General features: G+C 71.3%; 23 protein-coding genes, 1 tRNA gene and 1 pseudogene. 18 read left to right on the top strand and 7 right to left on the bottom strand.

Going from position 1 to position 26,222, the window contains the following annotated elements:
• The first annotated feature begins 49 nt into the window (after positions 1-49).
• Positions 50-2,806, top strand: coding sequence for a penicillin acylase family protein (locus JS756_RS30380; protein ID WP_205386466.1), 2,757 nt, complete (start codon positions 50-52; stop codon positions 2,804-2,806).
• A gap of 89 nt (positions 2,807-2,895) precedes the next feature.
• Here JS756_RS30380 and JS756_RS30375 read toward each other — a convergent pair whose 3' ends face one another.
• On the bottom strand, positions 2,896-3,450 hold the full coding sequence (locus tag JS756_RS30375; RefSeq protein ID WP_438817357.1) for a 5-formyltetrahydrofolate cyclo-ligase: 555 nt from the start codon (positions 3,448-3,450) through the stop codon (positions 2,896-2,898).
• A gap of 158 nt (positions 3,451-3,608) precedes the next feature.
• Between JS756_RS30375 and galU the strand changes: the two genes are divergently transcribed.
• The 7 genes from galU (at position 3,609) to JS756_RS30340 (ending at position 9,327) form a co-directional block, all read left to right on the top strand.
• Positions 3,609-4,511: a UTP--glucose-1-phosphate uridylyltransferase GalU gene (gene galU, locus JS756_RS30370; protein WP_205386465.1), complete on the top strand. Its 903-nt coding sequence runs from the start codon at positions 3,609-3,611 to the stop codon at positions 4,509-4,511.
• A 5-nt stretch (positions 4,512-4,516) separates the two neighbouring features.
• On the top strand, positions 4,517-5,839 hold the full coding sequence (glp, locus tag JS756_RS30365) for a molybdotransferase-like divisome protein Glp (protein WP_205386464.1): 1,323 nt from the start codon (positions 4,517-4,519) through the stop codon (positions 5,837-5,839).
• Between the two features lie 135 nt (positions 5,840-5,974).
• Positions 5,975-6,454, top strand: coding sequence for a cyclic pyranopterin monophosphate synthase MoaC (gene moaC, locus JS756_RS30360; protein WP_205386463.1), 480 nt, complete (start codon positions 5,975-5,977; stop codon positions 6,452-6,454).
• Positions 6,451-7,026: a MogA/MoaB family molybdenum cofactor biosynthesis protein gene (locus JS756_RS30355; RefSeq protein WP_205386462.1), complete on the top strand. Its 576-nt coding sequence runs from the start codon at positions 6,451-6,453 to the stop codon at positions 7,024-7,026. Before moaC ends, JS756_RS30355 begins: the two co-directional genes overlap by 4 nt.
• Positions 7,027-7,085: 59 nt before the next feature.
• Positions 7,086-7,706, top strand: coding sequence for a GNAT family N-acetyltransferase (locus tag JS756_RS30350; RefSeq protein WP_240204590.1), 621 nt, complete (start codon positions 7,086-7,088; stop codon positions 7,704-7,706).
• 179 nt (positions 7,707-7,885) lie between these two features.
• Positions 7,886-9,082 (top strand): divisome protein SepX/GlpR, encoded by a 1,197-nt coding sequence (sepX, locus tag JS756_RS30345; protein WP_205386461.1) that lies wholly within the window; start codon positions 7,886-7,888, stop codon positions 9,080-9,082.
• Between the two features lie 171 nt (positions 9,083-9,253).
• Positions 9,254-9,327 (top strand) — tRNA-Ala (locus JS756_RS30340).
• Here JS756_RS30340 and JS756_RS30335 read toward each other — a convergent pair.
• From JS756_RS30335 to JS756_RS30325, 3 genes are all read right to left on the bottom strand, one after another.
• Entirely contained in the window at positions 9,309-9,713 is a 405-nt protein-coding gene (locus JS756_RS30335) for a hypothetical protein (RefSeq protein ID WP_205386460.1), read from the bottom strand. The two genes, JS756_RS30340 and JS756_RS30335, sit on opposite strands and share 19 nt — an antisense overlap.
• Positions 9,714-9,798: 85 nt before the next feature.
• On the bottom strand, positions 9,799-10,170 hold the full coding sequence (locus JS756_RS30330; RefSeq protein WP_205386459.1) for a hypothetical protein: 372 nt from the start codon (positions 10,168-10,170) through the stop codon (positions 9,799-9,801).
• Between the two features lie 270 nt (positions 10,171-10,440).
• Positions 10,441-12,483, bottom strand: coding sequence for a TerD family protein (locus tag JS756_RS30325; RefSeq protein ID WP_205386458.1), 2,043 nt, complete (start codon positions 12,481-12,483; stop codon positions 10,441-10,443).
• Between the two features lie 372 nt (positions 12,484-12,855).
• On the opposite strand from JS756_RS30325, the pseudogene kilB reads away from it, so the two are divergent.
• The 4 genes and pseudogenes from kilB to JS756_RS30310 all read left to right on the top strand — a co-directional run.
• Positions 12,856-13,203: pseudogene (gene kilB, locus JS756_RS37890) on the top strand (plasmid transfer protein KilB); the annotation flags it as partial.
• Positions 13,204-13,350: 147 nt separating this feature from the next.
• Positions 13,351-13,815: an SRPBCC domain-containing protein gene (locus JS756_RS30320; protein WP_205386457.1), complete on the top strand. Its 465-nt coding sequence runs from the start codon at positions 13,351-13,353 to the stop codon at positions 13,813-13,815.
• A complete protein-coding gene (locus tag JS756_RS30315) occupies positions 13,812-14,156 on the top strand; it encodes an ArsR/SmtB family transcription factor (protein WP_205386456.1) in 345 nt (114 codons plus the stop codon). The genes JS756_RS30320 and JS756_RS30315 overlap by 4 nt, the downstream gene beginning before the upstream one ends.
• A gap of 12 nt (positions 14,157-14,168) precedes the next feature.
• Positions 14,169-14,606 (top strand): SRPBCC family protein, encoded by a 438-nt coding sequence (locus JS756_RS30310; protein ID WP_205386455.1) that lies wholly within the window; start codon positions 14,169-14,171, stop codon positions 14,604-14,606.
• A 228-nt stretch (positions 14,607-14,834) separates the two neighbouring features.
• Here the strand turns inward: JS756_RS30310 and JS756_RS30305 are convergent, their stop codons facing one another.
• Positions 14,835-15,311, bottom strand: a complete 477-nt coding sequence (locus JS756_RS30305) for a GNAT family N-acetyltransferase (RefSeq protein ID WP_205386454.1) — start codon at positions 15,309-15,311, stop codon at positions 14,835-14,837.
• A gap of 152 nt (positions 15,312-15,463) precedes the next feature.
• Between JS756_RS30305 and JS756_RS30300 the strand changes: the two genes are divergently transcribed.
• Complete coding sequence (locus JS756_RS30300) at positions 15,464-16,267, top strand: exodeoxyribonuclease III (RefSeq protein WP_205386453.1); 804 nt, start codon at positions 15,464-15,466, stop codon at positions 16,265-16,267.
• Between the two features lie 283 nt (positions 16,268-16,550).
• Here JS756_RS30300 and JS756_RS30295 read toward each other — a convergent pair whose 3' ends face one another.
• Complete coding sequence (locus tag JS756_RS30295) at positions 16,551-17,279, bottom strand: MerR family transcriptional regulator (protein WP_205386486.1); 729 nt, start codon at positions 17,277-17,279, stop codon at positions 16,551-16,553.
• Between the two features lie 160 nt (positions 17,280-17,439).
• On the opposite strand from JS756_RS30295, the gene JS756_RS30290 reads away from it, so the two are divergent.
• The 4 genes from JS756_RS30290 (at position 17,440) to JS756_RS30275 (ending at position 21,428) form a co-directional block, all read left to right on the top strand.
• Positions 17,440-19,134 (top strand): flavin-containing monooxygenase, encoded by a 1,695-nt coding sequence (locus JS756_RS30290; RefSeq protein ID WP_240204589.1) that lies wholly within the window; start codon positions 17,440-17,442, stop codon positions 19,132-19,134.
• Positions 19,131-20,231 carry an alpha/beta fold hydrolase gene (locus tag JS756_RS30285; RefSeq protein ID WP_205386452.1) on the top strand — a complete coding sequence of 367 codons (1,101 nt, stop codon included), beginning with the start codon at positions 19,131-19,133 and terminating at the stop codon, positions 20,229-20,231. The genes JS756_RS30290 and JS756_RS30285 overlap by 4 nt, the downstream gene beginning before the upstream one ends.
• Positions 20,228-21,130: an SDR family oxidoreductase gene (locus JS756_RS30280; protein WP_205386451.1), complete on the top strand. Its 903-nt coding sequence runs from the start codon at positions 20,228-20,230 to the stop codon at positions 21,128-21,130. The genes JS756_RS30285 and JS756_RS30280 overlap by 4 nt, the downstream gene beginning before the upstream one ends.
• 106 nt (positions 21,131-21,236) lie before the next feature.
• Complete coding sequence (locus JS756_RS30275; protein WP_205386450.1) at positions 21,237-21,428, top strand: hypothetical protein; 192 nt, start codon at positions 21,237-21,239, stop codon at positions 21,426-21,428.
• A 432-nt stretch (positions 21,429-21,860) separates the two neighbouring features.
• Here the strand turns inward: JS756_RS30275 and JS756_RS30270 are convergent, their stop codons facing one another.
• Positions 21,861-25,097, bottom strand: coding sequence for a S41 family peptidase (locus JS756_RS30270; RefSeq protein ID WP_205386449.1), 3,237 nt, complete (start codon positions 25,095-25,097; stop codon positions 21,861-21,863).
• Positions 25,098-25,481: 384 nt separating this feature from the next.
• Between JS756_RS30270 and JS756_RS30265 the strand changes: the two genes are divergently transcribed.
• Positions 25,482-26,084: a TetR/AcrR family transcriptional regulator gene (locus JS756_RS30265; RefSeq protein ID WP_205386448.1), complete on the top strand. Its 603-nt coding sequence runs from the start codon at positions 25,482-25,484 to the stop codon at positions 26,082-26,084.
• Positions 26,085-26,222: the final 138 nt, after the last annotated feature.

Raw genomic sequence — 26,222 nt, 5'->3', positions numbered from 1 at the left:
CAGCACTCCAGGACCGCCTGCCGCTCGCGTTAGGACAGCAAGGACAGCGATGCCCCCCAACACCACCGCCACAACGGGTGACAAGCCCGGCAAGTCCGGCAGGAAGAAGGGGCGCAAAGCCCGTTTTATCGTGCTCGTCCTGGTGCTGGCCGTCATCGGGGGCGTCGCGTACGGGGCGTACTGGTCCATCAGCACCGTCCGCGCCTCGTTCCCGCAGACGAAGGGAACGATCACGCTCCAGGGTCTGTCCGGCCCCGTGGACGTCAAGCGTGACGGCTACGGCATTCCGCAGATCTACGCCTCCTCCGACGAGGACCTGTTCATGGCGCAGGGGTACGTCCAGGCGCAGGACCGGTTCTACGAGATGGACGTGCGCCGCCACCTGACGTCCGGGCGACTGTCGGAGATGTTCGGCGCGAGTCAGGTCGACAACGACGCCTTCCTGCGCACCCTCGGCTGGGACCGGGTCGCGAAGCAGGAGTACGACACCAAGCTGTCCCCCGCCACGAAGAAGTACCTCCAGGCCTACGCCAAGGGCGTCAACGCCTACCTCGACGGCAAGAACGGCAAGGACCTCTCCCTGGAGTACGCCGCCCTCGGCTTCGCCAACGACTACAAGCCGGGGAAGTGGACGCCGGTCGACTCGGTCGCCTGGCTGAAGGCGATGGCCTGGGACCTGCGCGGCAACATGCAGGACGAGATCGACCGCGCCCTGATGACCAGCCGTCTCGGCCCCAAGCAGATCGCCGACCTGTACCCGCAGTACCCCTACGACCGCAACCGGCCGATCGTCCGGGAGGGCACGTACGACGGGCTCTCCAAGACGTTCGAACAGCAGGGCGCCTCCAGCGGCTCGGGCGCGTCCACGAGCAGCGCGGCCGGTACCTCCTCGGGCACCGCCTCCTCGGCCCTGCAGGGCCAGCTGGCGGGCCTCTACAAGGTGCTGGACGACATCCCCACGGCCGTCGGTGTGAACGGCAACGGCATCGGCTCCAACTCCTGGGTCGTCGCCGGGGGGCACACCATCACGGGCAAGCCACTCCTGGCCAACGATCCGCACCTGTCGGCCTCCCTGCCGTCCGTGTGGTACCAGATGGGCCTGCACTGCCGCAGCGTGTCCAGCACCTGCCGGTTCGACGTCGCCGGCTACACCTTCGCCGGCATGCCCGGCGTCGTCATCGGCCACAACAAGGACATCGCCTGGGGCATGACGAACTCCGGCGTCGACGTCACCGACCTCTACCTGGAGAAGCTCGCCGGCGACGGCTACCTCCACGACGGCAAGGTCCTCCCCTTCACGACGCGCGAGGAGACCATCAAGGTCGCCGGCGGCGACGCGAAGAAGATCGTCATCCGCCAGACCGAGGACGGGATGCCGCTGCTGTCCGACCGCAGTGACGAACTGGTGAAGGTCGGCAAGAAGGCGACCGTCGACACCGCCGCCCCCGACCGCGGTGACGGCTACGGCATCGCACTGCGGTGGACCGCCCTGGACCCCGGCACCTCCATGGACGCCGTCTTCGCCATGGACAGGGCCACCGACTGGGAGGGCTTCCGGGCCGCGGCCAAGCTCTTCGACGTCCCCTCGCAGAACCTGATCTACGCCGACACCCGCAACAACATCGGCTATCAGCTGCCCGGAAAGATCCCCACGCGCGCGAAGGGCGACGACGGCTCGGTGCCCGCGCCGGGCTGGGACTCCACGTACCGCTGGACCGGCTACCTGGACTTCGACGAGCTGCCCTACGAGTACAACCCCGAGCGCGGCTACATCGTCACCGCCAACCAGGCCGTGACCGGCAAGGACTACCCCTACACGCTCACCACCGACTGGGGCTACGGCGCACGCAGCCAGCGGATCAACGGCCTGATCGAGCAGAAGATCAAGGGCAACGGCAAGATCTCGACCGAGGACATGCGGCAGATGCAGCTCGACAACAGCAGCGAGATCGCCAAGCTGCTCGTGCCGTCGCTGCTCAAGATCGACATTGGGGACAAGGACGTCCGACAGGCGCAGAAGCTGCTGGAGGGCTGGGACTACACCCAGGACGCCGACTCGGCCGCGGCCGCCTACTTCAACTCCGTCTGGCGCAACATCCTCAAGCTCGCCTTCGGCAACAAGCTGCCCAAGGAGCTGCGGGTCGAGGGCCAGTGCCTGTGGGTGGACCCGGTCGACACCACGGGGCCCGTGGACGACACCAAGAGGGTGCGCGAGTGCGGTCAGCGCGACGCCGACCAGGCGCAGCCGGACGGCGGCGACCGCTGGTTCGAGGTGGTGCGCAACCTCATGGACGACGAGAACAGCGACTGGTGGACGGCGCCCAGGTCGGGCACCCGGCCCGCGGCGCACAATCGGGACGAACTGTTCAAGCGCGCGATGATCGACGCCCGCTGGGAACTCACGGCCAGGCTCGGCAAGGACATCGACACCTGGAGCTGGGGCCGGTTGCACCGGCTGTTCCTGAAGAACCAGACCCTGGGCACCGAGGGCCCCGGCGCCCTGCAGTACGTGCTCAACCGCGGTCCGTGGAACCTCGGCGGCGGTGAGGCCGCGGTCGACGCGACCGGCTGGAACGCCGCCGGCGGCTACGGCGTCGTGTGGGTGCCGTCGATGCGGATGGTGGTCAACCTCGACAACATGGACAAGTCGAAGTGGATCAACCTCAGCGGGGCCTCCGGGCACGCCTACAGCGCCCACTACACCGACCAGACCGGAAAGTGGGCCAAGGGCGAACTGCTTCCCTGGTCGTTCTCCCCGCAGGCGGTCGACGACGGCACCAGTGACGCCCTCGTCCTGAAACCGTGAGCCGACGGTGAGTCAGGGGCCTGCACGCGAGCGTGCAGGCCCCTTTCGCACACCGGGTCCGCACACCGGGTCCGCGCGGCGGGCCGCGCTCAGCCCCCGAAGCGGCGCACCCTCGTCGGGGTCACCACGGCGTGCACCGGTCGGTCGTGCGCCTCCTCGGGGAGGCTCGTCACGACCTCGGTGTCGTACAGCAGCACCACCAGCGCAGGGTGTGCGCCCGCGCGTTCCAGGCGGGCCAGTACGCGGTCGTACGAGCCCCCGCCGCGCCCCAGGCGCATGCCGCGCGCGTCGACCGCGACCCCCGGCAGCAGGACGACGTCCGCCGTGGTCACAGCCTCGGGGCCGAGGCGTTCGCCTGCGGGTTCGAAGAGGGCCATCCGCCCGCCGTGCCGGACGCGCGCGAGGGAGCCTTCCCCGGCGTACTCGCCCCAGTCGAGGTCGTTGTCGGGCAGCAGCGCCGGCAGCAGAATGCGCACGCCCCGCTCGCGCAGCGCATCCAGGAGCGCGAGCGTTCCCGGTTCACTCCCCACCGAGACGTACGCCGCCACCGTGCGCGCCCGCGCCAGCTCGGGCAGCTCCAGCGCGCGCCGGGCCAGGGCGCCGGCCGCTTCCTGCAGATCGGCGGCGCTCAACCCGTTCCTCATCGAGAGGAATTCCCGCCGCAACATCCGCTTGCCAGGATCAGCCGCAGGTCCGCTGTTGTTCACTCGTGGCTCCCGTACCGTTTTCAGTGTGCTCATATGAGCCGTCATGGTTGCGGAGAGGCGCAATCCCCTCCAAGGGCACCGGATATGGTGACGCCATGACCCAGTCCCACCCCAGGATCAGCAAGGCTGTCATCCCCGCAGCAGGCCTCGGCACGCGGTTCCTGCCCGCCACGAAGGCGACGCCCAAGGAGATGCTGCCGGTCGTGGACAAGCCGGCGATCCAGTACGTGGTCGAAGAGGCCGTGTCCGCCGGTCTCGACGACGTCCTCATGATCACGGGGCGCAACAAGCGCCCGCTGGAGGACCACTTCGACCGGAACTACGAGCTCGAGTCCGCCCTGGAGAAGAAGGGCGACTCGGAGCGACTGGCCAAGGTCCAGGAGTCCAGCGACCTCGCGACCATGCACTATGTCCGCCAGGGCGACCCCAGGGGCCTCGGCCACGCCGTGCTGTGCGCGGCACCGCACGTGGGACAGGAGCCCTTCGCCGTCCTGCTGGGCGACGACCTCATGGACCCCCGCGACCCTCTGCTGCAGCGGATGATCGAGGTCCAGGAGCAAGCCGGCGGCAGCGTCGTCGCGCTCATGGAGGTCGCCCCCGAGCAGATCCACCTCTACGGTTGCGCCGCCGTGGAGGAGACCGAGGACGGCGACGTCGTCAAGGTCAGCGGCCTCGTCGAGAAGCCGGACCCCGCCGACGCCCCCTCGAACTACGCGATCATCGGCCGTTACGTCCTCGACCCGCACATCTTCGACATACTGCGCACCACCGAGCCGGGCCGCGGCGGCGAGATCCAGCTCACCGACGCCCTCCAGCAGCTCGCGCAGGACGAGAAGGTCGGCGGCCCGGTCCATGGCGTCGTCTTCAAGGGGCGCCGCTATGACACCGGCGACCGCGGCGACTATCTGCGGGCCATTGTCAGACTCGCGTGCGAACGTGAGGACCTGGGACCGGACTTCCGGACCTGGCTTCGCAGTTACGTCACCGAGGAGATGTAGCCACCTTGAGCAGCGCCGCGCCCCGAACCACCGGTCAGGACCCCCTGTGGTCGGTGGACGAGCACCTGGAGGACATCCTCGCCACCGTCCGCCCCCTCGACCCCATCGAGCTGCAACTGCTCGACGCCCAGGGCTGCGTCCTGGTCGACGACGTCACGGTCCCGGTCTCGCTGCCGCCGTTCGACAACAGCTCCATGGACGGCTACGCGGTGCGGGTCGCGGATGTCGCGGGCGTGAGCGAGGAGTTCCCGGCGGTCCTGGAGGTCGTCGGGGACGTCGCGGCGGGCCAGTCCGACCTGCTCCACGTGGGCCCCGGTCAGGCCGCCCGCATCATGACCGGCGCCCCGCTGCCGCCCGGGGCCGAGACCGTCGTCCCCGTCGAGTGGACCGACGGGGGGCTCGGCGAGGGACCGGTGAGGGGGATGACCGCGCGCAGTCTGGCGCCGGAGGGTGCCGCCGGTCAGGTGTGCGTGTACCGGCCGGCCGAGGCGCGTGCGCACGTGCGCGCCGAGGGCAGCGACGTGAAGGCGGGGGAGCGGGCCCTCGAGGCCGGCACGGTGCTCGGACCGCCGCAGATCGCGCTGCTCGCGGCGATCGGCAGGGGCTCGGTACGGGTGCGCCCGCGCCCGCGCGTGGTGGTGCTGTCCACCGGCAGCGAACTCGTCCAGCCGGGCGAGGAACTCGGCAGCGGCCAGATCTACGACTCCAACAGCTTCGCGCTGACCGCGGCGGCCCGGGACGCCGGCGCCCTCGCCTACCGCGTGGGGGCCGTCGCCGACGACGCCGAGACCTTGCGCTCCACCGTCGAGGACCAGCTCATCCGCGCGGACCTGCTGGTCACCACCGGCGGGGTGAGCGTGGGGGCGTACGACGTCGTCAAGGAGGCGCTGTCCCACGTCGGTGACGCGGACGAGGCGGGCAGCGGCATCGAGTTCCGCAAGCTGGCCATGCAGCCGGGCAAGCCCCAGGGCTTCGGCTCCATCGGCCCGGACCACACACCGCTGCTCGCGCTGCCCGGCAACCCGGTGTCCTCGTACGTCTCCTTCGAGCTGTTCGCCCGCCCCGCGATCCGCACCCTGATGGGACTTCAGGACGTGCACCGCCCGCGCACCACGGCCACGCTGGCCGCGGACAGGGCGCTGAGCTCGCCGAAGGGTCGCAGGCAGTTCCTTCGCGGGGCCTACGACGACGGGGTGGTCAGCCCGGTCGGCGGCGCCGGCTCGCATCTCGTGGCCGCGCTGGCGCACGCAGACGCGCTGATCGTCGTCCCCGAGGACGTGGAGTCCGTCGAGCCCGGCGCCGAGGTCGAGGTGGTTCTGCTCGGCTGAGTGCACGCGCGCGTGCCCGTATGCCGGGACGGCGGGTCCCGGGCCGCTCACGCGCGCGGCATGGCGGTACCGTGTCGCGCACAACAGGCCCGCGCGCCGCACCGCACCGGGCCCGGACCGGGAGCGCCCACGATCATGAGTACGCAGGACCGACTGACGCACATCGACGAGGCGGGCGCGGCCCGCATGGTCGACGTATCGGAGAAGGACGTGACCGCCCGCACGGCGCGTGCCAGCGGGCGTGTCCTCGTCTCGCCCCGCGTGGTGGAGCTGCTGCGCGGTGAAGGTCTTCCCAAGGGCGACGCCCTGGCCACGGCGCGAATCGCGGGCATCATGGGCGCCAAGCGCACCCCGGATCTGATCCCGCTGTGCCATCCGCTCTCGGTGTCCGGTGTGAAACTGGACCTGTCGGTCGCGGACGACGCCGTGGAGATCCTGGCCACGGTGAGGACGACGGACCGCACGGGCGTCGAGATGGAGGCCCTCACGGCCGTCTCCGTCGCCGCGCTCACCGTGATCGACATGGTCAAGGCGGTCGACAAGGGAGCGGTCATCACGGACGTGCGGGTGGAGGAGAAGACCGGCGGCAAGTCGGGCGACTGGAGCCGGACGTGACCGGGGACGCCCCCACGGGCGGGGCTCTGCACGCGGTGTACGGCGCCTTGGTCGTGACCGCCTCCAACCGCGCCGCCGCGGGCGTGTACGAGGACAGGGGCGGTCCGCTCGTCGCGGCGGGACTGGAGAGCTTCGGGTTCGCTGTGGACGGCCCGTGGGTCGTCCCGGACGGCGACCCGGTCCGGGCCGCGCTGCGGACCGGCGTCGAGGCCGGGTACGACGTGATCGTCACCACCGGCGGGACCGGCGTCTCGCCCACCGACCGCACCCCGGAGGCCACCCGGGAGCTGCTGGACTTCGAGGTGCCGGGCATCGCGGAGGCGATCCGGGCCTTCGGCCGGGAGAAGGTACCCACGGCCGTGCTCTCGCGCGGCCTGGCGGGGGTGGCCGGCGGAACGCTGATCGTCAACCTGCCGGGTTCCACGGGTGGGGTCCGGGACGGTCTGGCCGTCCTGGAGCCGTTGCTGGTACACGTCGTGGACCAGATCCGCGGCGGAGACCACCCGCGGCCGGCCGGGGAGCCCGCGCACGGTGGCGAGGATCGCTCCAGACATGGTGGGGGTGCGAGCTGAACAGCCCTTCCTGGCCGGTGGTGCTCGCCGAGGGCGACGTAGTCCTGCGGCCGATAAGGATGCGCGACCAGCGGGCTTGGCGCGAGGTCAACCGGCGCAACCGCGACTGGCTCAGGCCCTGGGAGGCCACGATCCCTCCGCCCACGCCGAGCGGGCCCATCACGCACCGGCCGACCTACCGCCAGATGGTGCGCCACCTGCGGCACGAGGCGAACGCGGGACGGATGCTGCCCTTCGTCATCGAGTTCGAGGGGCAGTTGGTCGGGCAGCTGACCGTCGCCGGGATCACCTGGGGTTCCATGTGCTCCGGGCACATCGGCTACTGGGTGGACGAGGGCGTGGCCGGTCGCGGAGTGATGCCGACGGCGGTGGCGCTCGTGATGGACCACTGCTTCCGCACCGTGGGCCTGCACCGGATCGAGGTCTGCATTCGCCCGGAGAACCGGCCGAGCCGCCGGGTCGTGGAGAAACTCGGATTCCGCGAGGAGGGCCTGCGCCCTCGCTATCTGCACATCGACGGTGCCTGGCGGGACCACCTCGTGTTCGCGCTCACCGCGGAGGAGGTTCCCGAGGGGCTGATGAACCGCTGGAGGCGCATGCGGGCGCAGAGCGCGCCGCGCAACCAGCGCGGAGCGCCCCGGGACCCGCAGAACACGCCGGGGAATCCGGGCCCGGCCTAGAAATTGAATAAACGTTCGAATTTAATCGCCTGATGACCGTCTCGGGGCGTTGAATTAGCGCCTCCGACGGGCTAGTGATCGCATCGATCGCAAAAAAAGCTCGAAATATCAGCCAGATCGTGCGACACACCGGCCCAATTGGCGGATGGGCTCGCGCAAACCCCTCTACCGTGTGAGGCGTGAGCAGCAGCGGCCTCATCTACGCAGTCATCGTCGGGGCCTGGGCCGCCTACTTGGTGCCGATGTGGCTCCGTAGGCAGGACGAGCTGAACGAGGCCCGTCCGACGGAACGCTTCAGCACCGCCATCCGGTTGCTGTCCGGACGAGCGGGCATGGAGCGCCGGTACGCCAAGGACCTGCAGGCGCGCTCCGCCGACGAGGGGGAGTGCGACGCCGGCGCATCGGACGCCGCCACCGACTCGGTGGACGTCCGGTCCTTCGCCATGCCTCCGACCTTCGCCCAGGAGACACCCTCGGACCCCGCCCGGGCGCAGGATCGCGCCGAGCCGGAGCGCGCCCCCGCGGTGGAGCCGGCGACCGGTCCCGACGTCGAGCCGGAGCGCAAGCGGGTGCCGCACCCTCGGCGTACTCCCTCCGCGCAGGCGGCAGCAGCGCGTGCCCGGCGCTCCAAAGTGCTCGCGCGCCGCCGGCGCACCACCGTGATGCTCTTCCTCGCCTTCACATGCGGCGCCATCGTTGCGGCGGTCGGAGGGCTCGGCTTCCTCTGGGCGCCGGCCGCACCCGCGGTACTCCTCAGCTCCTACATCGGCTACCTGCGCCGGCAGGAGCGCCGTCGCTTCGCGTACCAGATGGACCGCCGTCGGGCCGAGGTCGCGGCGCAGCGCCTGCGGGAGCGTCAACCGCGCCGGCGCACGTCCGTCGGCCCGGACGACCGTGCCGAGGCCGAAGACCCGGACGGCGGGGCCGAGCCGGAGATCGACCCCGGGATGTCGGCACTCGCCGCGGACCGCCGCGCGCTCGTCGAGCAGACGGACCACGCCGAATGGGTCGATCAGCAGCGGGAGCGGCAGCGCAGGCCGGGTCACGGGGAGAGCTGGGACCCGGTGCCGGTGCCGTTGCCGACGTACGTGACCGCGCCGGTGGCGCCACGTGCGACGGCGGAGGTGGACCTGGGGGCGCCGGACGCCTGGAGCTCGGCGCGTTCCAGCGCCGTGGTGCCGGAGCACGACGTGCAGCCGATCGCTGCACCCGAGCAGGCCGTGGAGGAGGAGCCCGGCGCGGAGGACAAGTCGACGGCGCCCGCCCGCACCGACGCGCGCCGCGCGGCCTCCGCGCGCCGGGCGCGCGAGCGGGGACGTACGCCGCTCTTCGACCAGTACGAGGACGGGCAGCGCCCGCGCGCGGCCAACGAGTGACCAGCTCTCACTGACGCGCCCCGAGCCCTCGGAGCCCCCGAGCGGGCGCTCGGGGCACCCGGGGTCGGAGCGCGCAGAAGCGGAACGACCTTGGCATCCTCGCCCGCAGGCAGCAGCGGCAACGGATTTCCAAGCACGCCGATCGGGATGCTAGAGTTTCACTCGTTGCAAGGGCCTGTGGCGCAGTCCGGTAGCGCACCTCGTTCGCATCGAGGGGGCCAGGGGTTCAAATCCCCTCAGGTCCACGCAGCTCAAAGCCCTGGTCGGGTTGTCTCGACCGGGGCTTTGGCGTGTCGCACAGCAGCGAAGTACAGCAACTACTTCGGATCTTGCTTCCCGAGATGCTTGCCGAGACCAGTCCCTCCGTCATCGTGCTGGTACGCGCAGACCGCAGGCCCGGCACGATGTAGAGCCGCACGTGCATGGCGTACGTCTCGGCCGTCTTGGTCTTCAGGTCGGGTTCCACCACTTCCCGGAGCCGGCGAGCCAGGTACTGCGTCAGGGCCGGCGCCGACGTAGCCACCAGCCCTTCCTTGGCCTCGGGGCTGATGCAGGTTCGGGTGACAGGTGCGGTCACGCGGCCTGGAGGGCCGGCGTGGTCATGACGGTCTCGAATGTGCATCACCATCACCCGGTGTGCACCTCGCGCATAACGACACCGAGCACTCATTCCGGGCTGAAACGCCGAGCGAAACAACCTCTCAACCCCATCGGGGTTATCGGGTGCCGGTGTCGGTCTTGTGCAGCATGTGGGCCAACAGCAGGGCGCCTCCGGTCGCTGCCCCGACCGCTCCCGCGGCCAGGAAACCGCGAGAGGAGCGCCAGGACAGCACCGACCACCGCGACTGCGCGGAGAACAACGATCCTGTACTCAGCCACGACCCGGTTGAGATCAACGACAGGGAGGAACCGATCGAGCCGACCGACAGGGCACTTCCGATCGAGCCGACCGACAAGGCAGAACCGACGGAACCCACGGAAAGCACCGATCCCACTGAGCCGATCGACAACACGGAGTTCTGTGACCACAACGACAGCACCGAACCAGAGGGCGTACGACGGACTGATCGTACGGACAGCTTTGCCATGAGGCCATTTTGCCCGTTGGTCGTTCCGTCTCGGGAGGTTGTGGACGGACGTGTCGGGTCTCCGGGTGAGGGCCTTCCGGCATCTGGCGCGCTGCGTGGCCGCGGTGGACGACGCTGAGCGCGCCGATCGCCTCATCCCACCAGGGGGGGGAGTGAAGCAGGCTCCCCCAGCGTCACTCTCTCCGTCTCTGTCTCAGGCCCGAGAGCGCGGCAGGTCCTTGGGTAGTTGCAGGTGAGTGGCGATGGCGTGCAACTGCCCGAGGCCGGGCTTCATCGTGTCTCAGCGGGTTCCTTCGAGGACGCTCGCCGGGGCGTCGGGTGGTCCAGGTGGACCACCACGGTGGTGTAGAAGCGGTGCACGGCGTCGTCGACGCTGCGGATGAAGCCGGACTCGGCATTCCCGCGGCTGCTTCCCATGCCTTTGAACAGGGACAGGCGAAAGCCGGTGATCTGGGTGGCGTTGTTCCTGGGGAGCAGGTCCGCCGGCTCCGGGCGGAGCCGTTCCAGCGTGCCTCGTGGGCCGCCGGGTTCTCCTTCGACCAGGGTTTCGATGTGGAGGTCTGCCGGTGCCTCGGTCAGGCGGCGGATGAGGCGTTTGGCCCAGGTCAGGGGGTAGCCCTGCTCGGGTGCGGGGATCTCGATGGAGGTGCGGAGCTTGCTGGTGCGCAGGTCGGCGCTGACCGTCAGCGTTCCGGGCGCGCCCTCGATCCGGAGCTCCGCCGGGAGTCTGCCGTCGAGGCAGAGCTGATCGGCAAGGCGCCCTCGGCGCGCTTTCGGATCCGTTCCCCGCTTGGCGCGCTGGACCGGCAGCACCTTCTGTCCGAGTTCGCCGCCGAGGCTGAGGCAGATCTGACGGATGAGTCGTTCCCAGCTCTCGACGACGTCCAGGGCGCGCGGGTCGCCCTGGCTCAGGGTTTCGTCGTTGATTCCGTTGCGTACGGGGACCCAGGCCGAGCCCATGTTCTGGAAGCCGTGGCAGCCGGAGTTGTCGTGCTGCAGGTAGTGCAGCAGTTCCCGGAGCAGCCAGGCGTGTGTCTTGTCCGCGACGCCTTCATGCCGGATCAGCATCTGCGCCTGGTAGGTGACTTCGGCCCACGACAGGTGCCAGAGCGCCACCTTGTGCTTGCGCCGTCTGTCGATCTTGACATCGACGAGTGGGCTGCCCTCCAGGGCGACGTCGTTGGACAGCGTGATCACGGCCTCGTAGCCACGGCGTGCGGCGATGTCCATGTACGCCTGCACCTGGTCGGGCTTGAGGTCGTTGCCGTTGGTCTTGGTCTCCACCAGGGCCGTCCACAGCTTGCCGGCCCGCTCGACGCGGATCACTCCGTCGGGGCGCCTTGGAGTGTCGCCGTGCGGCAGGGTGACCTCGGTGAATGTCTCCATGCGGCCCGCCGGTGCTCCGAAGGCCGCGGTGAGGCGCCTGCCGAACTCCGGAACCTGGGCCATCACCGACAGCAGTACCGACGTGGCGCGCATTTCGCGGTCCCGGTCGCTCTTGAGCGCCGACACCGGAAAGAGCCTGGCCTGTGTCCAGGAATCGTTGTCCGCCAGAGACTTCTGGGCCACCTTGGGCAAGGTGACCTTCTTCTTCGCGGTGCGAGGCCGTGCCGACTTCTTCCTCGGCCCACCCTCTTCGGCAGCCGGGCGGGGAGTTGGAACCGAGTTCAGGATGGCTCGCGGTTGCGGCTCAGCAGCTGGAGTCGGGGCTGTGGTATCGGTCTGTTCGTTGCCTTCCGAGCCGCTCAGCGCTTCCTCTGCGGCCGCGTCGTCCTCGATGTCGACGCCGAAGTCGGTTGCCAGACCGGCCAGCCCGCAGTCGTAACCCTGTCCGACGGCACGGAACTTCCACTCGTCCCCGCGCCGGTACAACTCGCCGAAGATGATCGCGCTCACGGTGCCGGCGTCATCGATGGCGAAGCTGAGGAGGTTGTCGCCGCCCGCGTCGGCCAACGTCACCTTCAGATCTTCCAGTTCCCCGAAACCAGCGCCGTCGTACCGGCTCGCGGCCACGACGATCCGGTCGATGCCGGGAGAGACAGCGGTCAGGTCGAAACTGATCCTGTCTTCGTCGCCGTTCTCCGACGGTGTCTTGCCCAGCAGTTGCACGCTCCCGTCGGCAGCCACCGGGTTGTTGTAGAAGTAGAAGTCCCCGTCACTGCGGACCTTGCCGTTCGCATCCAGCAGCAGGACGGACACATCCGCATCGCCGTCACCGGTCGGACTGACCCAGCTCAAACCAGCGATCACCGAACCAGCATTCTCACTCAGAGCCGCCAGCGCCACGTTCGACCCTTTGACCATCTCACGCATCAAGCCCCCCAAATCCCGCGCTCCGGGCACACGGCTATCCCCACCCTGACCCCCACCCGCGCCAACATGTGACGTACGGCACAGGGAGACTGTAGTACTCAAGCGCGAGCCCATGGGGCCGTCCTGCACATCGCTCGACCTGCCTGCCGACGCTGCTCCGCCGTCTCGCTTTCCGTCTCGTTCAGCCCCGTTCACCGTCGTTCACAGGGGTCCCGGAGCCGAGGCCGGACGACCGGCCGGTCTCGCTTGAACGCAGGTGAACGCCCTACGCCCCTCCACATGGCCCGCCGCCCACCACCACCGTTGGAAAGCGTGTTGGCATCCGTTGGGCATCGGGTCACGGATGACGGCGATGCGTGATCAGCTTGGAGTCTGGAGACCGTCATCGCCAGCGGCACAGCCGTCCTGGGGACGCTGCTTGGTTCGGGGATCACCCTGGCGTTCCAGCAGCGCACCGCCGACCGAAGCCACCGGTTCACCCGGCGCGGGAAACTCGGGCAGGAACGACTCGATGCCTGCTCCGCCTACGCCGGCGGGTTGGTCGACTACCGCCGCTGCCTGGTTCACCTCTGGTTCTGCGAGCGCGAACAGTCACCGCCGGAAGACCCCGACACGGTGCGGATCCGCGCCTACGACCTACGCTCCAACGCCCAAGAGGCACTGTTCAGGGTGCAGATGCTCACCGATGACGAGACGCTGAGCCGTGTCGCGGAAGGTGTCCCCCGCCCCCGTCGGTCCGATGCCCGCGTCAGCCCCGCCCACAGGCACGCGCCGGCCCCGAGCCCTCTAGTGCAACGTTTGGTTGCGTGGCCGCCGAGGGTGGGCTAGCCTGATGTGCAACCGGTGGTTGCGAATGTGGAGGCGGGTATGGAGTACGGGAGTATCGAGCGCGAGCTGCACGTCGACGCCTCGCCCGAGGTGGTGTTCGAGGTGCTGACCAGTCCCGAACACATCCGGGACTGGTGGAGTGCCGAGACCGACCTCGAACCGGCCGCCGGCGCGACGGGCAGCCTGATGTGGACGGACGAGGACAGCGGCCGGCGTCACTCCTCGCCGTTCACGGTCGTCGAGGCCGACCCGCCCCGGACGTTCTCGTTCCGCTGGACGCACGGCGAGGCGGAGACGGCGGGGCCGGGCAATTCGCTGCTGGTGACCTTCGAACTCGTCCCGACGGGCACCGGTACCACGGTGCGCTTCCGGGAGACCGGTTTCCGCGAGCGGGGCTGGGAGGCCGCCGTGCTCGAGGCGCACTACAACGACCACCGCCAGGGCTGGGACTTCTTCCTGCCGCGTCTGGCCGCGTCCGCGGGGCGACTGGCGGCCGCGCGATGAGCACCGCGATCGACGACGACCTCTGGTCGGCGATAGGGGACCCGACCCGGCGGCGTGTGATCGACCTTCTGCTGGCGGAGGGGCAGGGCACCGCGACGACCCTCAGCGCGTATCTGCCGGTGACCCGGCAGGCCGTGGCCAAGCATCTCGTCGTGCTCGACCGGGCCGGCCTCGTGCGGTCCGTGTCGGAGGGGCGGGAGAAGCGCTACCACGTGGACGAGGCGCAACTGGCCCGTGCGGTCGCCCAGCTGAACTCCGTCGGGGCGATGTGGGACGCCCGCCTGCAGCGTGTCAAGAGCATCGCCGAGGCGATCCAGCGAGCCAAGAACACGGAGAAGTGAAAGGAGAGCGAGATGGTGGACATCCTGCACCGGGTGGGCATCACGGCCCCGCCGGAGAAGGTGTACGAGGCGCTCACGACCGTCGAGGGCCTGGCCGGTTGGTGGACGACCGACACGAGCGGGAGCGGCGACGGCGTACTGAAGTTCCGCTTCGGTGACGTCGGCGGCTTCGACATGAAGGTCCTCGACCTGCAGCCGCACACACGGGTGCTGTGGGAGGTCGTCGAGGGTCCGGACGAATGGATCGGGACGACGGTCACCTTCGACCTGGCCCGGGACGGAGAGTGGACGATCGTCCTGTTCGCGCACGAGGGCTGGCGCGAGCCGGTGGAGTTCATGAACCACTGCAGCACCAAGTGGGCCATGTTCCTGATGAGCCTGAAATCCATGGTGGAGACGGGTGCCGGTGCGCCGCATCCGCACGACGTGCGGATCAGTGACTGGCACTGACCCTGCCCGCGGGGCCCCGGACGCCGCGGTCCGGCCGGGCGGTGGGGTTCCGGCGGTCGGGTCCCGGTCGCGGGGTCCCGGAAGGCCCGTCGGCACCACGCCCGGTTGCCGGCGGGCCTGCGTGCAACGGCCCGTCGAACCCGCCCCCGCGCCGGCTCGCGCCGGGTGTGCCGGAGGCGGTGGGGCGGGCTCGGCGCCGGAGGCCGGGGTGGCACGGTGCCGGTGGCGTCACAGGGCCTTCGCGTAGCAGCGGCTCGCTTCGTGGAACCGGTAGTAGCCGAACTTGGTGCACGGCGCGTAGCCGCTGGAGGCGTACAGGGCGATGGCCTCGGGCTGCTTGGTGCCGGTCTCCAGGACCATGCGGATGCGGCCCGCGTCGCGTGCGTCGTCCTCCAGGGCGGCCAGGATCAGCCGGGCGATCCCCCGTCCGCGCATGTCGTCGACGACGTACATGCGCTTGAGTTCGGCGTCGCCGTTCTCGTTGCCCTCGCCGTTGTCGTCCTGGCTGCGCCAGCCGCCGGTGGCTACGGGCCGGTCGGACTCGTCGTAGGCGATGAGGTAGGCGCCGTTCGGCGGGGCGAAGTCCGAGGGGTCCAGGGGGGTGGCGTCACCGCCGTCGCCGTAGCGGACGTGGTACTCGGCCTGGACCTGGTCGTTGAGCTTGACGGCGTCGGGGTGGTCGAAGGCGACCCGGCGAATATTCATGCACTCAATCGTAGGAGTATGCAGCTGGTGGGCGGGCTGCGGGCGGACATCGGGACGACGTCCAGTGTGCCGGTATCGTGCCCTCGTGCTCACGGCGACCTCGGACAACGCGTCCTGCCGATGGGGTCGACCATGAGGTCGAGGAGAGTGTTGTGCTGACGGTGACCTCTGTGAACGTGAACGGGCTGCGCGCCGCCGCGAAGAAGGGCTTCGTGGAGTGGCTCGCCGGCACGGACGCCGATGTGCTGTGTCTGCAGGAGGTGCGCGCCGAGCCGCACCAGCTGCCCGAGCAGGTGCGTGCCCCGGAGGGCTGGCACGTGGTGCACGCGCCGGCCGCCGCCAAGGGCCGTGCGGGCGTCTCCCTGTACACCCGGCGCGAGCCGGACCGCGTCCGGGTCGGGTTCGGCTCGGCCGAGTTCGACGGCGGCGGGCGGTACGTCGAGGCCGACCTGCCGGGTGTGACCGTCGCCTCCCTCTATCTGCCCTCCGGCGAGGTCGGCACCGCGCGGCAGGACGAGAAGGTCCGCTTCATGGGCGAGTTCCTGGCGTATCTGAAGGGATTGCGCGAGCGGGCCGCCGCCGGCGGGCGCGAGGTCCTGGTGTGCGGCGACTGGAACATCGCCCATCAGCAGGCCGACCTGAAGAACTGGCGCGGCAACACCAAGAACTCCGGTTTCCTGCCCGAGGAGCGCGCCTGGCTCACCCGGGTGCTCGACCCGGCCGACGGCGGTTATGTGGACGTCGTGCGGGAGCTGCACCCGGATGTCGAGGGGCCGTACTCGTGGTGGTCGTACCGGGGGCGGGCCTTCGACAACGACTCGGGGTGGCGGATCGACTACCACTGCGCGACCCCGGGGCTGGCGGGCAGGGCCGCCAAGGGGTACGTGGAGCGGGCGGCGACGCATGCCGAGCGCTGGTCGGACCACGCGCCCGTCACGGTCGTCTACGAGGCGTAGGTCCCGGCTCGCCGCCAGAGCCGCGGCTCGCCCCCTCCGGGATCACGGGTCCGCACCTCCGGGATCACGGGCCCGCTTCCCGGGCTCATGGGTCGGCCCCTGGGTCACGGCTCGCCTCTTGAGCCCCGGCTCTCGCCTCCCTGCCCCGGCGTGGCCCCGGTCCGCGAGACCTGCGGCCTGAGCCTCTGCCCCGCGTGCCCGGCCTTTCCCCCGCACGCTCGGCCCTCACTCCACGCTTCTGCGGCCTTCACCCCGCGGACCCGGCCCCACGCCACGCCCTCGCTCAGGTGGCCGGCTCGTCCGGTCGCGGGTGGGTCGGCTGCCCGTCGGCGGGCAGGGTGCGGGCAGGGCCGGCTGCGGGCGGCCCCGGTCGGGACGGCCCGGGTCCGTCCCTGAGGTGCTTGCTGAGCCGCCTGTCCAGGGCGAGGGAGAGTTCCGCGTCCACGACGCTGCGGGCCAGCGGGCGCAGGCGCTGCAGGTCCTCCTCCGGGCCGTGCCGCAGGATCAGGTCGGCGAAGAGTTCGGCGAGGGTGTCGGCGTGCTCGCGGACGCGGGCGCCCGCCGAGAGGACCTCGGCGAGCGGGATGCCCTCGCGGACCAGGGCCGAGGAGACGTCGAGGAGTCGGCGGCTGATGTGGACGATCTCGTCGCCGTCGGTGCCGAGGTAGCCGAGGTCCATGGCGGCGGCCAGGTTCTCCGGGGTGACCTCGCCCTCGAAACGCGCGGCGAGTTCCTCGGGGGTGAGGCGGACCGGCTCCTCCTCGGAGGGGGTGCCGACGCCGAGCAGGTCGGCCACGTCCCGGCCGTGGTCGAAGGCCTCGGCGAGTTCCGCGATGCCGCTGAGGGTGTGGCCGCGTTCGAGCAGCGCCGCGATGGTGCGCAGGCGGGCCAGGTGATGGTCGTCGTACCAGGCGATGCGGCCCTCGCGGCGAGGTGGTGGGATCAGTTTGCGCTCGCGGTAGAAGCGCAGGGTGCGCACCGTGATGCCGGCCAGCTCCGCCAGCTCCTCCATGCGGTATTCACGCTTCTCTGCCACACCGGAACCCTATGTTGTACCGCGGGTAACTTTCCTCGCCCCGCCCTCTACCCATGAGTACGCCGCTCCTCTACGCTCCCCATTGTGCCAGTGTTCACTGGCAGAGTCGCGGAGCGGGTGTGGGAGGGGCTTCGGCATGGCTGAGCACGAACATGTACGGGTGGCGGTGATCGGGTCCGGATTCGGCGGGCTCGGAGCCGCCGTGCGGCTGCGACGGGAGGGCATCACCGACTTCGTCGTCCTGGAGCGGGCGGGCAGCGTCGGCGGCACCTGGCGGGACAACAGCTACCCCGGCTGCGCCTGCGACGTACCGTCCCACCTGTACTCCTTCTCCTTCGCGCCCAACCCCGACTGGCCACGCACCTTCTCCGGGCAGGAGCACATCCGCGCCTACCTGGAGCGCGTCACGGACACCTTCGGGCTGCGCCCGCACATCCGCTTCGACTCCGAGGTGAAGCGGATGGCCTGGGACGGCGAGCAGCTGCGCTGGATCATCGAGACCACCGGCGGCAACCTCACGGCGGACGTCGTCGTCTCCGCCACCGGCCCGCTCTCCGACCCGAAGATCCCCGACATCCCCGGCCTCGACTCGTTCCCCGGCAAGGTCTTCCACTCCGCCCGCTGGGACCACGACCACGACCTCGCCGGCAAACGCGTCGCGGTGATCGGCACCGGCGCGTCCGCGATCCAGATCGTGCCGTCGATCCAGCCGAAGGTCGGACGGCTGACGCTCTTCCAGCGCACCCCGGCCTGGGTCATGCCCCGCGTCGACCGCGCCATCGGCGGGTTCGAGCGCGGGCTGCACCGGCAGCTGCCGTTCACCACCCAGCTGCGCCGCGGGCTGCTGTGGGGACTGCGCGAGCTCCAGGTCCAGGCCTTCACCAAGCACCCGAACGAGCTCGGCTTCATCGAGCGGCTCGCCGAGCGCAACATGGCACGCGCCATCAAGGACCCCGCGCTGCGCGCCAAGCTCACTCCGGACTACCGCATCGGCTGCAAGCGGATCCTGCTGTCGAGCACCTACTACCCGGCGCTCGCGCAGCCCAACGTGGACGTCGTCGCCAGTGGGCTCAGCGAGGTCCGCGGGTCCACCGTCGTCGCCGCCGACGGCACCGAGACCGAGGCCGATGTGATCATCTTCGGTACCGGCTTCCACGTCACGGACATGCCGATCGCCGAGCGGGTCGTCGGCGCCGACGGCCGCACGCTCGCCGAGACCTGGACCGACGGCATGGAGGCCCTGCGCGGCGCCTCCGCCGCGGGCTTCCCGAACTGGATGACGATCATCGGGCCCAACACCGGCCTCGGGAACTCCTCGATGATCCTCATGATCGAGTCCCAGCTGAACTATCTGGCCGACTTCATGCGCCAGTTGGACGTGCTCGGCGGCCGTGCCGCCCTCGACGCGCGCCCGAGCGCCGTGCACGCCTGGAACCGCCGGGTGCAGGAGTGCATGAAGCGGACGGTGTGGAACACGGGCGGCTGCACCAGCTGGTACCTCGACGCGAGCGGACGCAACACCACCGTCTGGCCGGGGACGACGAGCGAGTTCCGGCGGGCGACACGCGGCGTGGACCTCTCGGAGTACCAGGTGCTGCGCCCCTCCGCCGACCGTACCCCCGGGCGGAAGACCCTCGGCGAGAAGGCGGCCGACGGCATCGTCCCCGACGGCGTCGTCCCCGGCGGGAAGGCCCCCGAGGCGAACGGCCCCCGGAGGAAGGCCCGCGCGCAGAAGGCGCCGGCGCAGAAGGCTTCGGGGGCAGCTGCGCGGGAGGCCTCCGCGGCACCCGCGCAGCAGGCCTCCGGCGAGGCCCGGGGGACTGCCGCATGAGCCGTCTCACCCACGTGGTCTCCGGGCCCTACGCCCCGCCCGCGCCCGCGCGCGAGCTGACCGCCGTCTCCGCCGACGGCGCGCGGCTGCACGTCGAGATGCACGGCCCCGTCGACGACCCGGCCGCACCCACGGTCGTCCTCGCGCACGGATGGACCTGCTCGACCGCGTTCTGGGCGGCGCAGATACGCCTGCTGGCGGCCGACCACCGGGTCATCGCCTACGACCAGCGCGGCCACGGACGCAGCCCGGCGAGCCCGGCGTGCAGCACCCGGGCGCTCGCCGACGACCTGGAGGCCGTGCTCGCGGCCACGCTCGCGCCCGGTGAGAAGGCGGTGATCGCCGGGCACTCCATGGGCGGCATGACGGTGATGGCTGCCTCGGCGCGCGAGGCCTTCCGCGAGCACGCGGCGGCGGTTCTGCTGTGCAGTACCGGCAGTTCGCGTCTGGTCGCGCGGTCCACCGTCGTGCCGCTGCGGGCCGGGCGGCTGCGGACCTGGCTGACTCGGCACGTCCTCGGCTCCCGCGCCCCCCTCGGGCCCGTCACGCCGCTCGCCCGGCGTGTCCTCAAGTACGGGACGATGGGCCCCGGTTCGGCCCCGCACATGGTGGAGGCGTGTGCGCGGATCGTGCACGCCTGCCCGCGCACGGTCCGCCATGCCTGGTCGCAGGTGCTGGCGCGGCTCGATCTCGACCACGGGGTACGGGAGTTGCGGGTGCCTGCGGCGGTCGTCGTCGGTACCGCGGACCGGCTCACGCCGCCCGTGCACGCACGGGCGCTGGCCGCTGCACTGCCCCGGTGCACCTCACTGACGGAGCTGCCGGGGCTCGGCCACATGACGCCGGTGGAGGCGCCGGACGTGGTCACCGAGGCGATCCGCGAGCTGGTCGCGACCCACCTGGTGGCCGCGCGGGCCACGGACGTCCGGGACACCTCCGGGCAGGCGGATGCCGGGCGCCCGCACGCCGGGAACGCGGACACCGCTGACGGGGACGTGCGGGACGCGGTGCAGAACGCCCACGCGCGGGGCGCGGAGGGACGACAGCGTGCGGACGGCGCGCAGGCCGCCGGCGCACAGATCAAGGAGGGCGCATGAGCAGGGTCAGCCTGGAGGGGCAGGTCGCGGTCGTCACCGGCGCGGCGCGGGGCGTCGGCGAGTTGCTCGCCCGCAAGCTCTCCGCGCGCGGTGCGAAGGTCGCCCTGGTCGGCCTGGAGCCGGACGCCCTCAAGGAGGTCGCCGGGCGGCTGCACGGTGAGAGCGGCCACTGGCACGCGGACGTCACCGACCACGAGGCCATGGCGCGGGTGGCGCAGGAGGCGAAGGAGCGGTTCGGGAAGGTCGACGTCGTCGTCGCCAACGCCGGTGTCGCCAGCGGCGGGCCCTTCGTCGACTCCGACCCGCAGGCCTGGCGCCGGGTGATCGAGGTCAACCTCATCGGGTCGGCGGTGACGGCCCGCGCGTTCCTGCCGGTGCTGATGGAGAGCCGCGGCTACCTGCTGCAGATCGCCTCCCTCGCCGCGATCACGCCCGCGCCGATGATGACCGCGTACTGCGCGTCGAAGTCGGGCGTGGAGGCGTACGCCCACAGTCTGCGCGCCGAGGTCGGCCACAGGGGCGTCCGGGTCGGCGTCGGCTACCTGTCGTGGACCGACACCGACATGGTGCGCGGGGCCGACCAGGACGACGTCATGCGGGAACTCCGGCAGCGACTGCCCTGGCCGTCGAACAAGACGTACCCGCTGGGACCCGCGGTCGACCGGATCGTCGCCGGGATCGAGCGGCGGTCCAGCCATGTCTACGGCCAGTGGTGGCTGCGGGGGATGCAGGGCGTGCGCGGGTACCTGCCGGGGCTCATCGGCACCGTCGGGCAGCGTGAGATGCGGCGCTTCGCGGACCGGCTGGAGGGCATGCGGACCGGGCTGGTGGGCGCGGGCGGAGCCGCCGACGAGCGGGAGCGGACCTCCACCACGGGGGCCGCTACGGAGCGTGAGTGATCGACATGCGGCGCGTGACTGCCCGTGTGAGTCTGGTCGAGGCCCCACCGCCGCCGGATCCGGCCGGTCGGAGGCCGTCCCCTCACCCACACAGGAGTGAACCCACATGGGCATGAAGGACAAGTTCCAGGACCAGGCGGAGCAGTGGCAGCAGCAGGCCAAGGACAAGGTCGGCGAGAGCCGCGAGAAGTCCGGCCGGCGCAGCCCGCAGCGCCAGCAGCCCGAGCGTGGCCGCCAGGAGATGGAGGACACGGACCGGGAGATGCAGGAGCAGTTCGACCAGGACTACGACGCGTAGCCGCTCCGCTCGGCCTGTTCCGCTCGACGCGGGGCGCCCCCTTCCCTCGGGGGCGCCCCGCGCCGCGTTCCGGCCGCGCCGCCGGTGCGCTGCCTCCGTTCTCTGCGGACGTCCGCGGAGAACGGAGGGCCCCGCGCCCGTACGGTCGTTCACCGTCGCTGACCGTCGGGTGCACCTCGTGCCGGTCGAGGGCTCGGCGGCACCGGGTGCCCGACGCCACGATTCCTCCGCGGCTCCCGCTCCGGCCCCATGGCGCCGACGGCACGCTCGCTCCGGCCCCACGGTCACCCGGCCTGTCGCCCCGGCTGCTCCCGCTCCGGCCCCACCACGCCGCCCGTCCCCGTTCCCCGATTCGCTCGCTGCCGCTCCTCCCCGGCGTCCGCCGGGCTCGGTCCGCGGCGCTCGCCCCGTGCGGAACCTCCCCGGCAGGCGTCAACCGCTGCGCGGCGGCAGCTTGGGGCGGGACCTGTCGGGTACGTCCCGGTAGTCCGGAGGTGTGGCCGGCGGGTTGGACTCCAGCAGTTCCAGGGCGAGTCGGACCGCGTCGTCGAGTTGGGCGTGCCGGCCCTCGGCCCAGTCGAGGGGGGTGCGCAGGGCCTCGACGTCGGGACTGACGCCCTGGTTCTCCACCGACCAGCCGTAGGCGTCGAACCAGGCCGCGTTCATCGGCACCGTGATCACCGTGCCGTCGCCGAGGCGGTGGCGGCCGGTCATGCCGACGACGCCGCCCCAGGTCCGCTGCCCGACCACGGGCCCCAGGTCCAGCAGCTCGAACGCGGCGATGATCATGTCGCCGTCGGAGGACGTCGACTCGTCGCACAGGGCCACGACCGGGCCGCGCGGCGCGTTGGAGGCGTACGAAACGGGCTGGGCGTTCCTCGTCAGGTCCCAGCCGACGATCGTGCGGGTGAGTTTCTCGACGACCAGTTCGCTGATGTGCCCGCCGGCGTTGCCGCGCACGTCCACGATGAGCGCGGGCCGGGACACCTCCATGCGCAGGTCCCGGTTGAACTGCGCCCAGCCGGAGCCGCCCATGTCGGGGATGTGCAGGTAGCCGCACCGGCCGTCGCTCAACTGCCTCACGACGCCACGGCGTTTGGCGACCCAGTCCTGGTAGCGCAGCGGGCGTTCGTCGACGAGGGGGACGACCGCGACGCGGCGGGCGCGGCCGGCGACCCCTTCCGCCGGGGTGAACGTCAGCTCCACCGTCGTGCCCCCCGAGCCCGCCAGCAGCGGGTACGGTCCGGTCGCCCGGTCCACCGGGCGCCCGTCGACATGGGTGAGGACGGCGCCCTCGCGGATGCCCGTGCCGGCCAGCGGTGAGCGCGCCCTGGAGTCGGAGGAGTCGCCCGGCAGGATCCGCTTCACCGTCCACCCGGCTTCCCGGCGGACGAAGTTGGCGCCGAGGAGGCCCTGCCAGCGCTGGTAGTGCGCCGGGCCCTCGTTGCGGCGGGCGGCGGAGACGTAGGCGTGGGAGGTGCCCAGTTCGCCGAGCACCTCGCGCAGCAGGTCGGCGAACTCGTCGGGGGAGGCGACCCGTTCGACCAGCGGCCGGTACTGCGCGAGCACGCCGTCCCAGTCGACGCCGCTCATCCCCGGGTCCCAGAAGTAGGCGCGGACGAGCCGGCCGGCCTCCTCGTAGGACTGGCGCCACTCGGCGGGCGGGTCGACCTCGTGGAGGATGCGGCGCAGGTCGATCCAGGTGGTGGTGTCGCCCTCGCCGGACTCGGTGGCGGGCACGGCCCTCAGGTCGCCCTCGTCCATGACGACCAGCCGGGTGCCGTCGCCGCTGACGGCGAACCAGTCCAGGTGGCCGACGAGTTCGGACTTCTTCGCCCGGGTGGGGTTGAAGTGCTCCAGCGTCGGGCGCTCGCTGGGGTCGCCGGGGTTGGCGAACGTCTCGCCCAGCGCGCCGGAGATCGGCCAGCGCAGCCAGACCAGTCCGCCGCCCGCCACCGGGCGCAGCCCCGAGTACTTGGAGGCCGCGACCGGGAACGGGGTCACCCTGCTCTCCAGGCCCGCCACCTCCACCGTCACCGTGCTGTTGTCGCCGGTCTCCTCGTCCTCCACCGGGTCCAGGCCCCCGGCGGCCGGCCGCCCCTCGGGGTTCAGCGCGAACGGGGAGGGCGTGGCGGAGGACAGGGGGACGAGGTAGGGGCGGCAGCCCAGCGGGAAGGACAGGTCGCCGGTGTGGACGTCGTAGACGGGGTCGAAGCCGCGCCAGGACAGGAAGGCGAGATAGCGGCCGTCGCGGGTGAAGACCGGGTTCTCGTCCTCGAAGCGGCCGTTGGTCACGTCGACGATCAGGCGGTCCTTCATCCGGGCCAGCCGGATCTGCCGCAGGGACCGGCCGACGCCCGGGTGCGACCAGGTCAGCCAGGAGCCGTCCGGGGCGAAGGACAGGTCGCGCACGGGGCCGTTGCCGGACCGGATCAGCTCGGCGACCTCGCCGTTGGAGTCCTCGGTGACGTCCAGGAGGAGCAGCCGCCCGTCGTGCGCGGCGACGGCGACGCGTTCGCCCGTGGGGTCGGACACCATCTCCAGTACGCGGCCCAGTTCACCGGAGGCCAGCCGGCGCGGCGCACGGTCGCCGGTCGCGCGGGGCAGGTAGGCGATCTCGATCGCGTCCGCGCCGTCGGCGTCGGTGACGTAGGCGACCTGCCCGGTCGAGCCCAGCATCTCCGGCAGCCGCACCCGCACCCCGGGGGTGTCGGTGAGGGTGCGGGCGGGGCCGTCGCGATGGGTGAGCCAGTACAGGCTGCCGCGGACGACGACGGCGCTGGCCCGGCCCGTCTCGTCGACGGAGAGGCCGTCCACGTGCTGGGACGCCGGGACCTGGTAGTGGCGGCGCCCCGCGCGCGGCCCGGACAGTCGCACGTCCAGGCGGCGCGGCAGCGCGTCCGGTGACAGGTCGTCCACCAGCCACAGGTCGCCCGCGCACTGGTACACCACACGGGTGCCGTCGCCGGCGGCGTGCCGGGCGTAGAAGGCGTCGTGGTCGGTGTGGCGGCGCAGGTCGGAGCCGTCGTGGGCGCAGGAGTAGAGGTTGCCGACGCCCTCGTGGTCGGAGAGGAAGGCGATCCGGCCGGCGACGAACATGGGGGAGTGGAGGTGGCCGCCGAGCTCCGGCAGCAGTCGCTCGCCGTGCAGCCACAGGCGTCCCGTGGCCCCGCCCCGGTACCGCTTCCAGGCGGCCGGCTCGTGCGGCGGGGTGCCCGTGAGCAGCAGGGTCCTGCGCTCGCCGTCGAGGTCGGCCACCTGGATGTCGGAGACCGGGCCCCAGGGCAGCTTGCGGCCCGGGTCGTCCTCGGTGGCGATCTTGTAGGCCCACGTGAAGTGCGGGAAGGGCTCGCCGTGCGAGGCGACGGCGAGGATGTCGCCGTCCGGGGTCCAGCCGCGTACCTGGGTGTCGGCGCTGCCCCAGTTCGTCAGCCGGAGGCTCTCCCCGCCGTCCGTTCCGACCAGGTGGATCTCGGGCGCCAGGCTGCGCCACGAGGTGTACGCGATGCTGCGGCCGTCGGGCGAGAAGCGCGGGTGGCCGGTCTTGGTCCGGTCGACGGTGAGCCGCCAGGCACGGTCCGGACCGTCGAGGGGAGCCAGCCAGAGGTCGTCCTCGGCCACGAAGCACAGCAGATCACCGTGGAGGTGGGGCAGGCGCAGATAGCTCACCTCCCCATGCTTTTCCGGGGGAGGGGCGGCAGCAACTCGTGACCGCCCGGACCCTTCCGCCCCGGGCACGCACCGGCCCGGCGCCCGGTCCGACGGCGCCCGGCCCGGCGGGTTCGCGGGCGGTTCCTCGCCGTTCCGGTGGCTCCTCGGCGGCGTTGCGGCTGCCCTGGTGCAGCCGCGGTGGGCCGGACGCGGTGCGGAGCGGGGGGTGCGCCCGGCTCGGGTGGGCGTGGCGGGTTCATGCGGATCCGACGGTCGTGACGCAGGACACGTACGAAACCGTTTCGTTTCGAATGGGGGCTGCGGTACATTCATGGCGTACGCAGTGCCGTACGAAACCGTGTCGTTCGAAGCGGCACCACCGGAGCGGAAAGGGTGAGTGGCATGAGCGAGATCGCGACCGCGCGTCGCAGCCGGATCACACCCGAGCGGCAGGCCGAGCTGTACGAGGCCGTGCTCGACCTGCTCCGGGAAGTCGGCTACGACGCCCTCACCATGGACGCCGTGGCCGCCCGCACCAGGTCCAGCAAGGCGACGCTCTACCGCCAGTGGGGCGGCAAGGCCGAGCTGGTCGCGAAGGCGGTGCGGCACAACAAGCCGGGCGGCACGGCTGCCGCGGTCGACACCGGGTCGATCCGCGGCGATCTGCAGGCGCTCACCCTGAGGTCGGACGACTGCGAGTTGGAGCAGAACTCCGCCCTGCTGCGGGCCCTGGCCATGGCTGTCCACAGCAACCCGGACCTGCTGCAGGCCTTCCGGGAGCACCTGATCGAACCGGAGATGGCGGAGTTCCGCAGCATGCTGCAACGTGCCGTCGACCGGGGCGAGGTGCGCGCGGACAACCCTGCGATGGGTTACATCGTCCACATGATGATCGGCGCCTTCGCCGCCCGCACCCTGATCGACGAGCAGCCGCCCACCCAGGCGTTCCTGTTGTCGTACATCGACGCCGTGGTCCTCCCCGCCCTCGGCGTCTCCACCCCCTGACGCGTCATCCCCTGACGCGTCATCCCCTGACACGTCACCCCTGACGCGTCGGCACCGGCACGTCGTCGCCACCGACGCGTCACGCACGGACATGTCCCCGAGCGAGCCTTCCACCTGACGCCACCGCTCACGTCGTCG

It is taken from the genome of Streptomyces actuosus (assembly GCF_016921115.1).
In the GTDB taxonomy this organism is placed as follows: domain Bacteria; phylum Actinomycetota; class Actinomycetes; order Streptomycetales; family Streptomycetaceae; genus Streptomyces; species Streptomyces actuosus_A.
Note: the sequence above shows the minus strand (reverse complement) of the source record. Positions and strands in the feature narration are given on the sequence as shown.

What these genes read in the sequence shown, in the direction of transcription:
- JS756_RS30380 (WP_205386466.1), top strand. Translation starts at nt 50, where the DNA reads ATGCCCCCCAACACCACCGCCACAACGGGTGACAAGCCCGGCAAGTCC.
- JS756_RS30375 (WP_438817357.1), bottom strand. Translation starts at nt 3,450, where the DNA reads ATGAGGAACGGGTTGAGCGCCGCCGATCTGCAGGAAGCGGCCGGCGCC.
- galU (WP_205386465.1), top strand. Translation starts at nt 3,609, where the DNA reads ATGACCCAGTCCCACCCCAGGATCAGCAAGGCTGTCATCCCCGCAGCA.
- moaC (WP_205386463.1), top strand. Translation starts at nt 5,975, where the DNA reads ATGAGTACGCAGGACCGACTGACGCACATCGACGAGGCGGGCGCGGCC.
- JS756_RS30350 (WP_240204590.1), top strand. Translation starts at nt 7,086, where the DNA reads ATGCGCGACCAGCGGGCTTGGCGCGAGGTCAACCGGCGCAACCGCGAC.
- JS756_RS30330 (WP_205386459.1), bottom strand. Translation starts at nt 10,170, where the DNA reads ATGGCAAAGCTGTCCGTACGATCAGTCCGTCGTACGCCCTCTGGTTCG.
- JS756_RS30325 (WP_205386458.1), bottom strand. Translation starts at nt 12,483, where the DNA reads ATGCGTGAGATGGTCAAAGGGTCGAACGTGGCGCTGGCGGCTCTGAGT.
- JS756_RS30320 (WP_205386457.1), top strand. Translation starts at nt 13,351, where the DNA reads ATGGAGTACGGGAGTATCGAGCGCGAGCTGCACGTCGACGCCTCGCCC.
- JS756_RS30315 (WP_205386456.1), top strand. Translation starts at nt 13,812, where the DNA reads ATGAGCACCGCGATCGACGACGACCTCTGGTCGGCGATAGGGGACCCG.
- JS756_RS30310 (WP_205386455.1), top strand. Translation starts at nt 14,169, where the DNA reads ATGGTGGACATCCTGCACCGGGTGGGCATCACGGCCCCGCCGGAGAAG.
- JS756_RS30305 (WP_205386454.1), bottom strand. Translation starts at nt 15,311, where the DNA reads ATGAATATTCGCCGGGTCGCCTTCGACCACCCCGACGCCGTCAAGCTC.
- JS756_RS30295 (WP_205386486.1), bottom strand. Translation starts at nt 17,279, where the DNA reads ATGGAGGAGCTGGCGGAGCTGGCCGGCATCACGGTGCGCACCCTGCGC.
- JS756_RS30290 (WP_240204589.1), top strand. Translation starts at nt 17,440, where the DNA reads ATGGCTGAGCACGAACATGTACGGGTGGCGGTGATCGGGTCCGGATTC.
- JS756_RS30285 (WP_205386452.1), top strand. Translation starts at nt 19,131, where the DNA reads ATGAGCCGTCTCACCCACGTGGTCTCCGGGCCCTACGCCCCGCCCGCG.
- JS756_RS30280 (WP_205386451.1), top strand. Translation starts at nt 20,228, where the DNA reads ATGAGCAGGGTCAGCCTGGAGGGGCAGGTCGCGGTCGTCACCGGCGCG.
- JS756_RS30275 (WP_205386450.1), top strand. Translation starts at nt 21,237, where the DNA reads ATGGGCATGAAGGACAAGTTCCAGGACCAGGCGGAGCAGTGGCAGCAG.
- JS756_RS30265 (WP_205386448.1), top strand. Translation starts at nt 25,482, where the DNA reads ATGAGCGAGATCGCGACCGCGCGTCGCAGCCGGATCACACCCGAGCGG.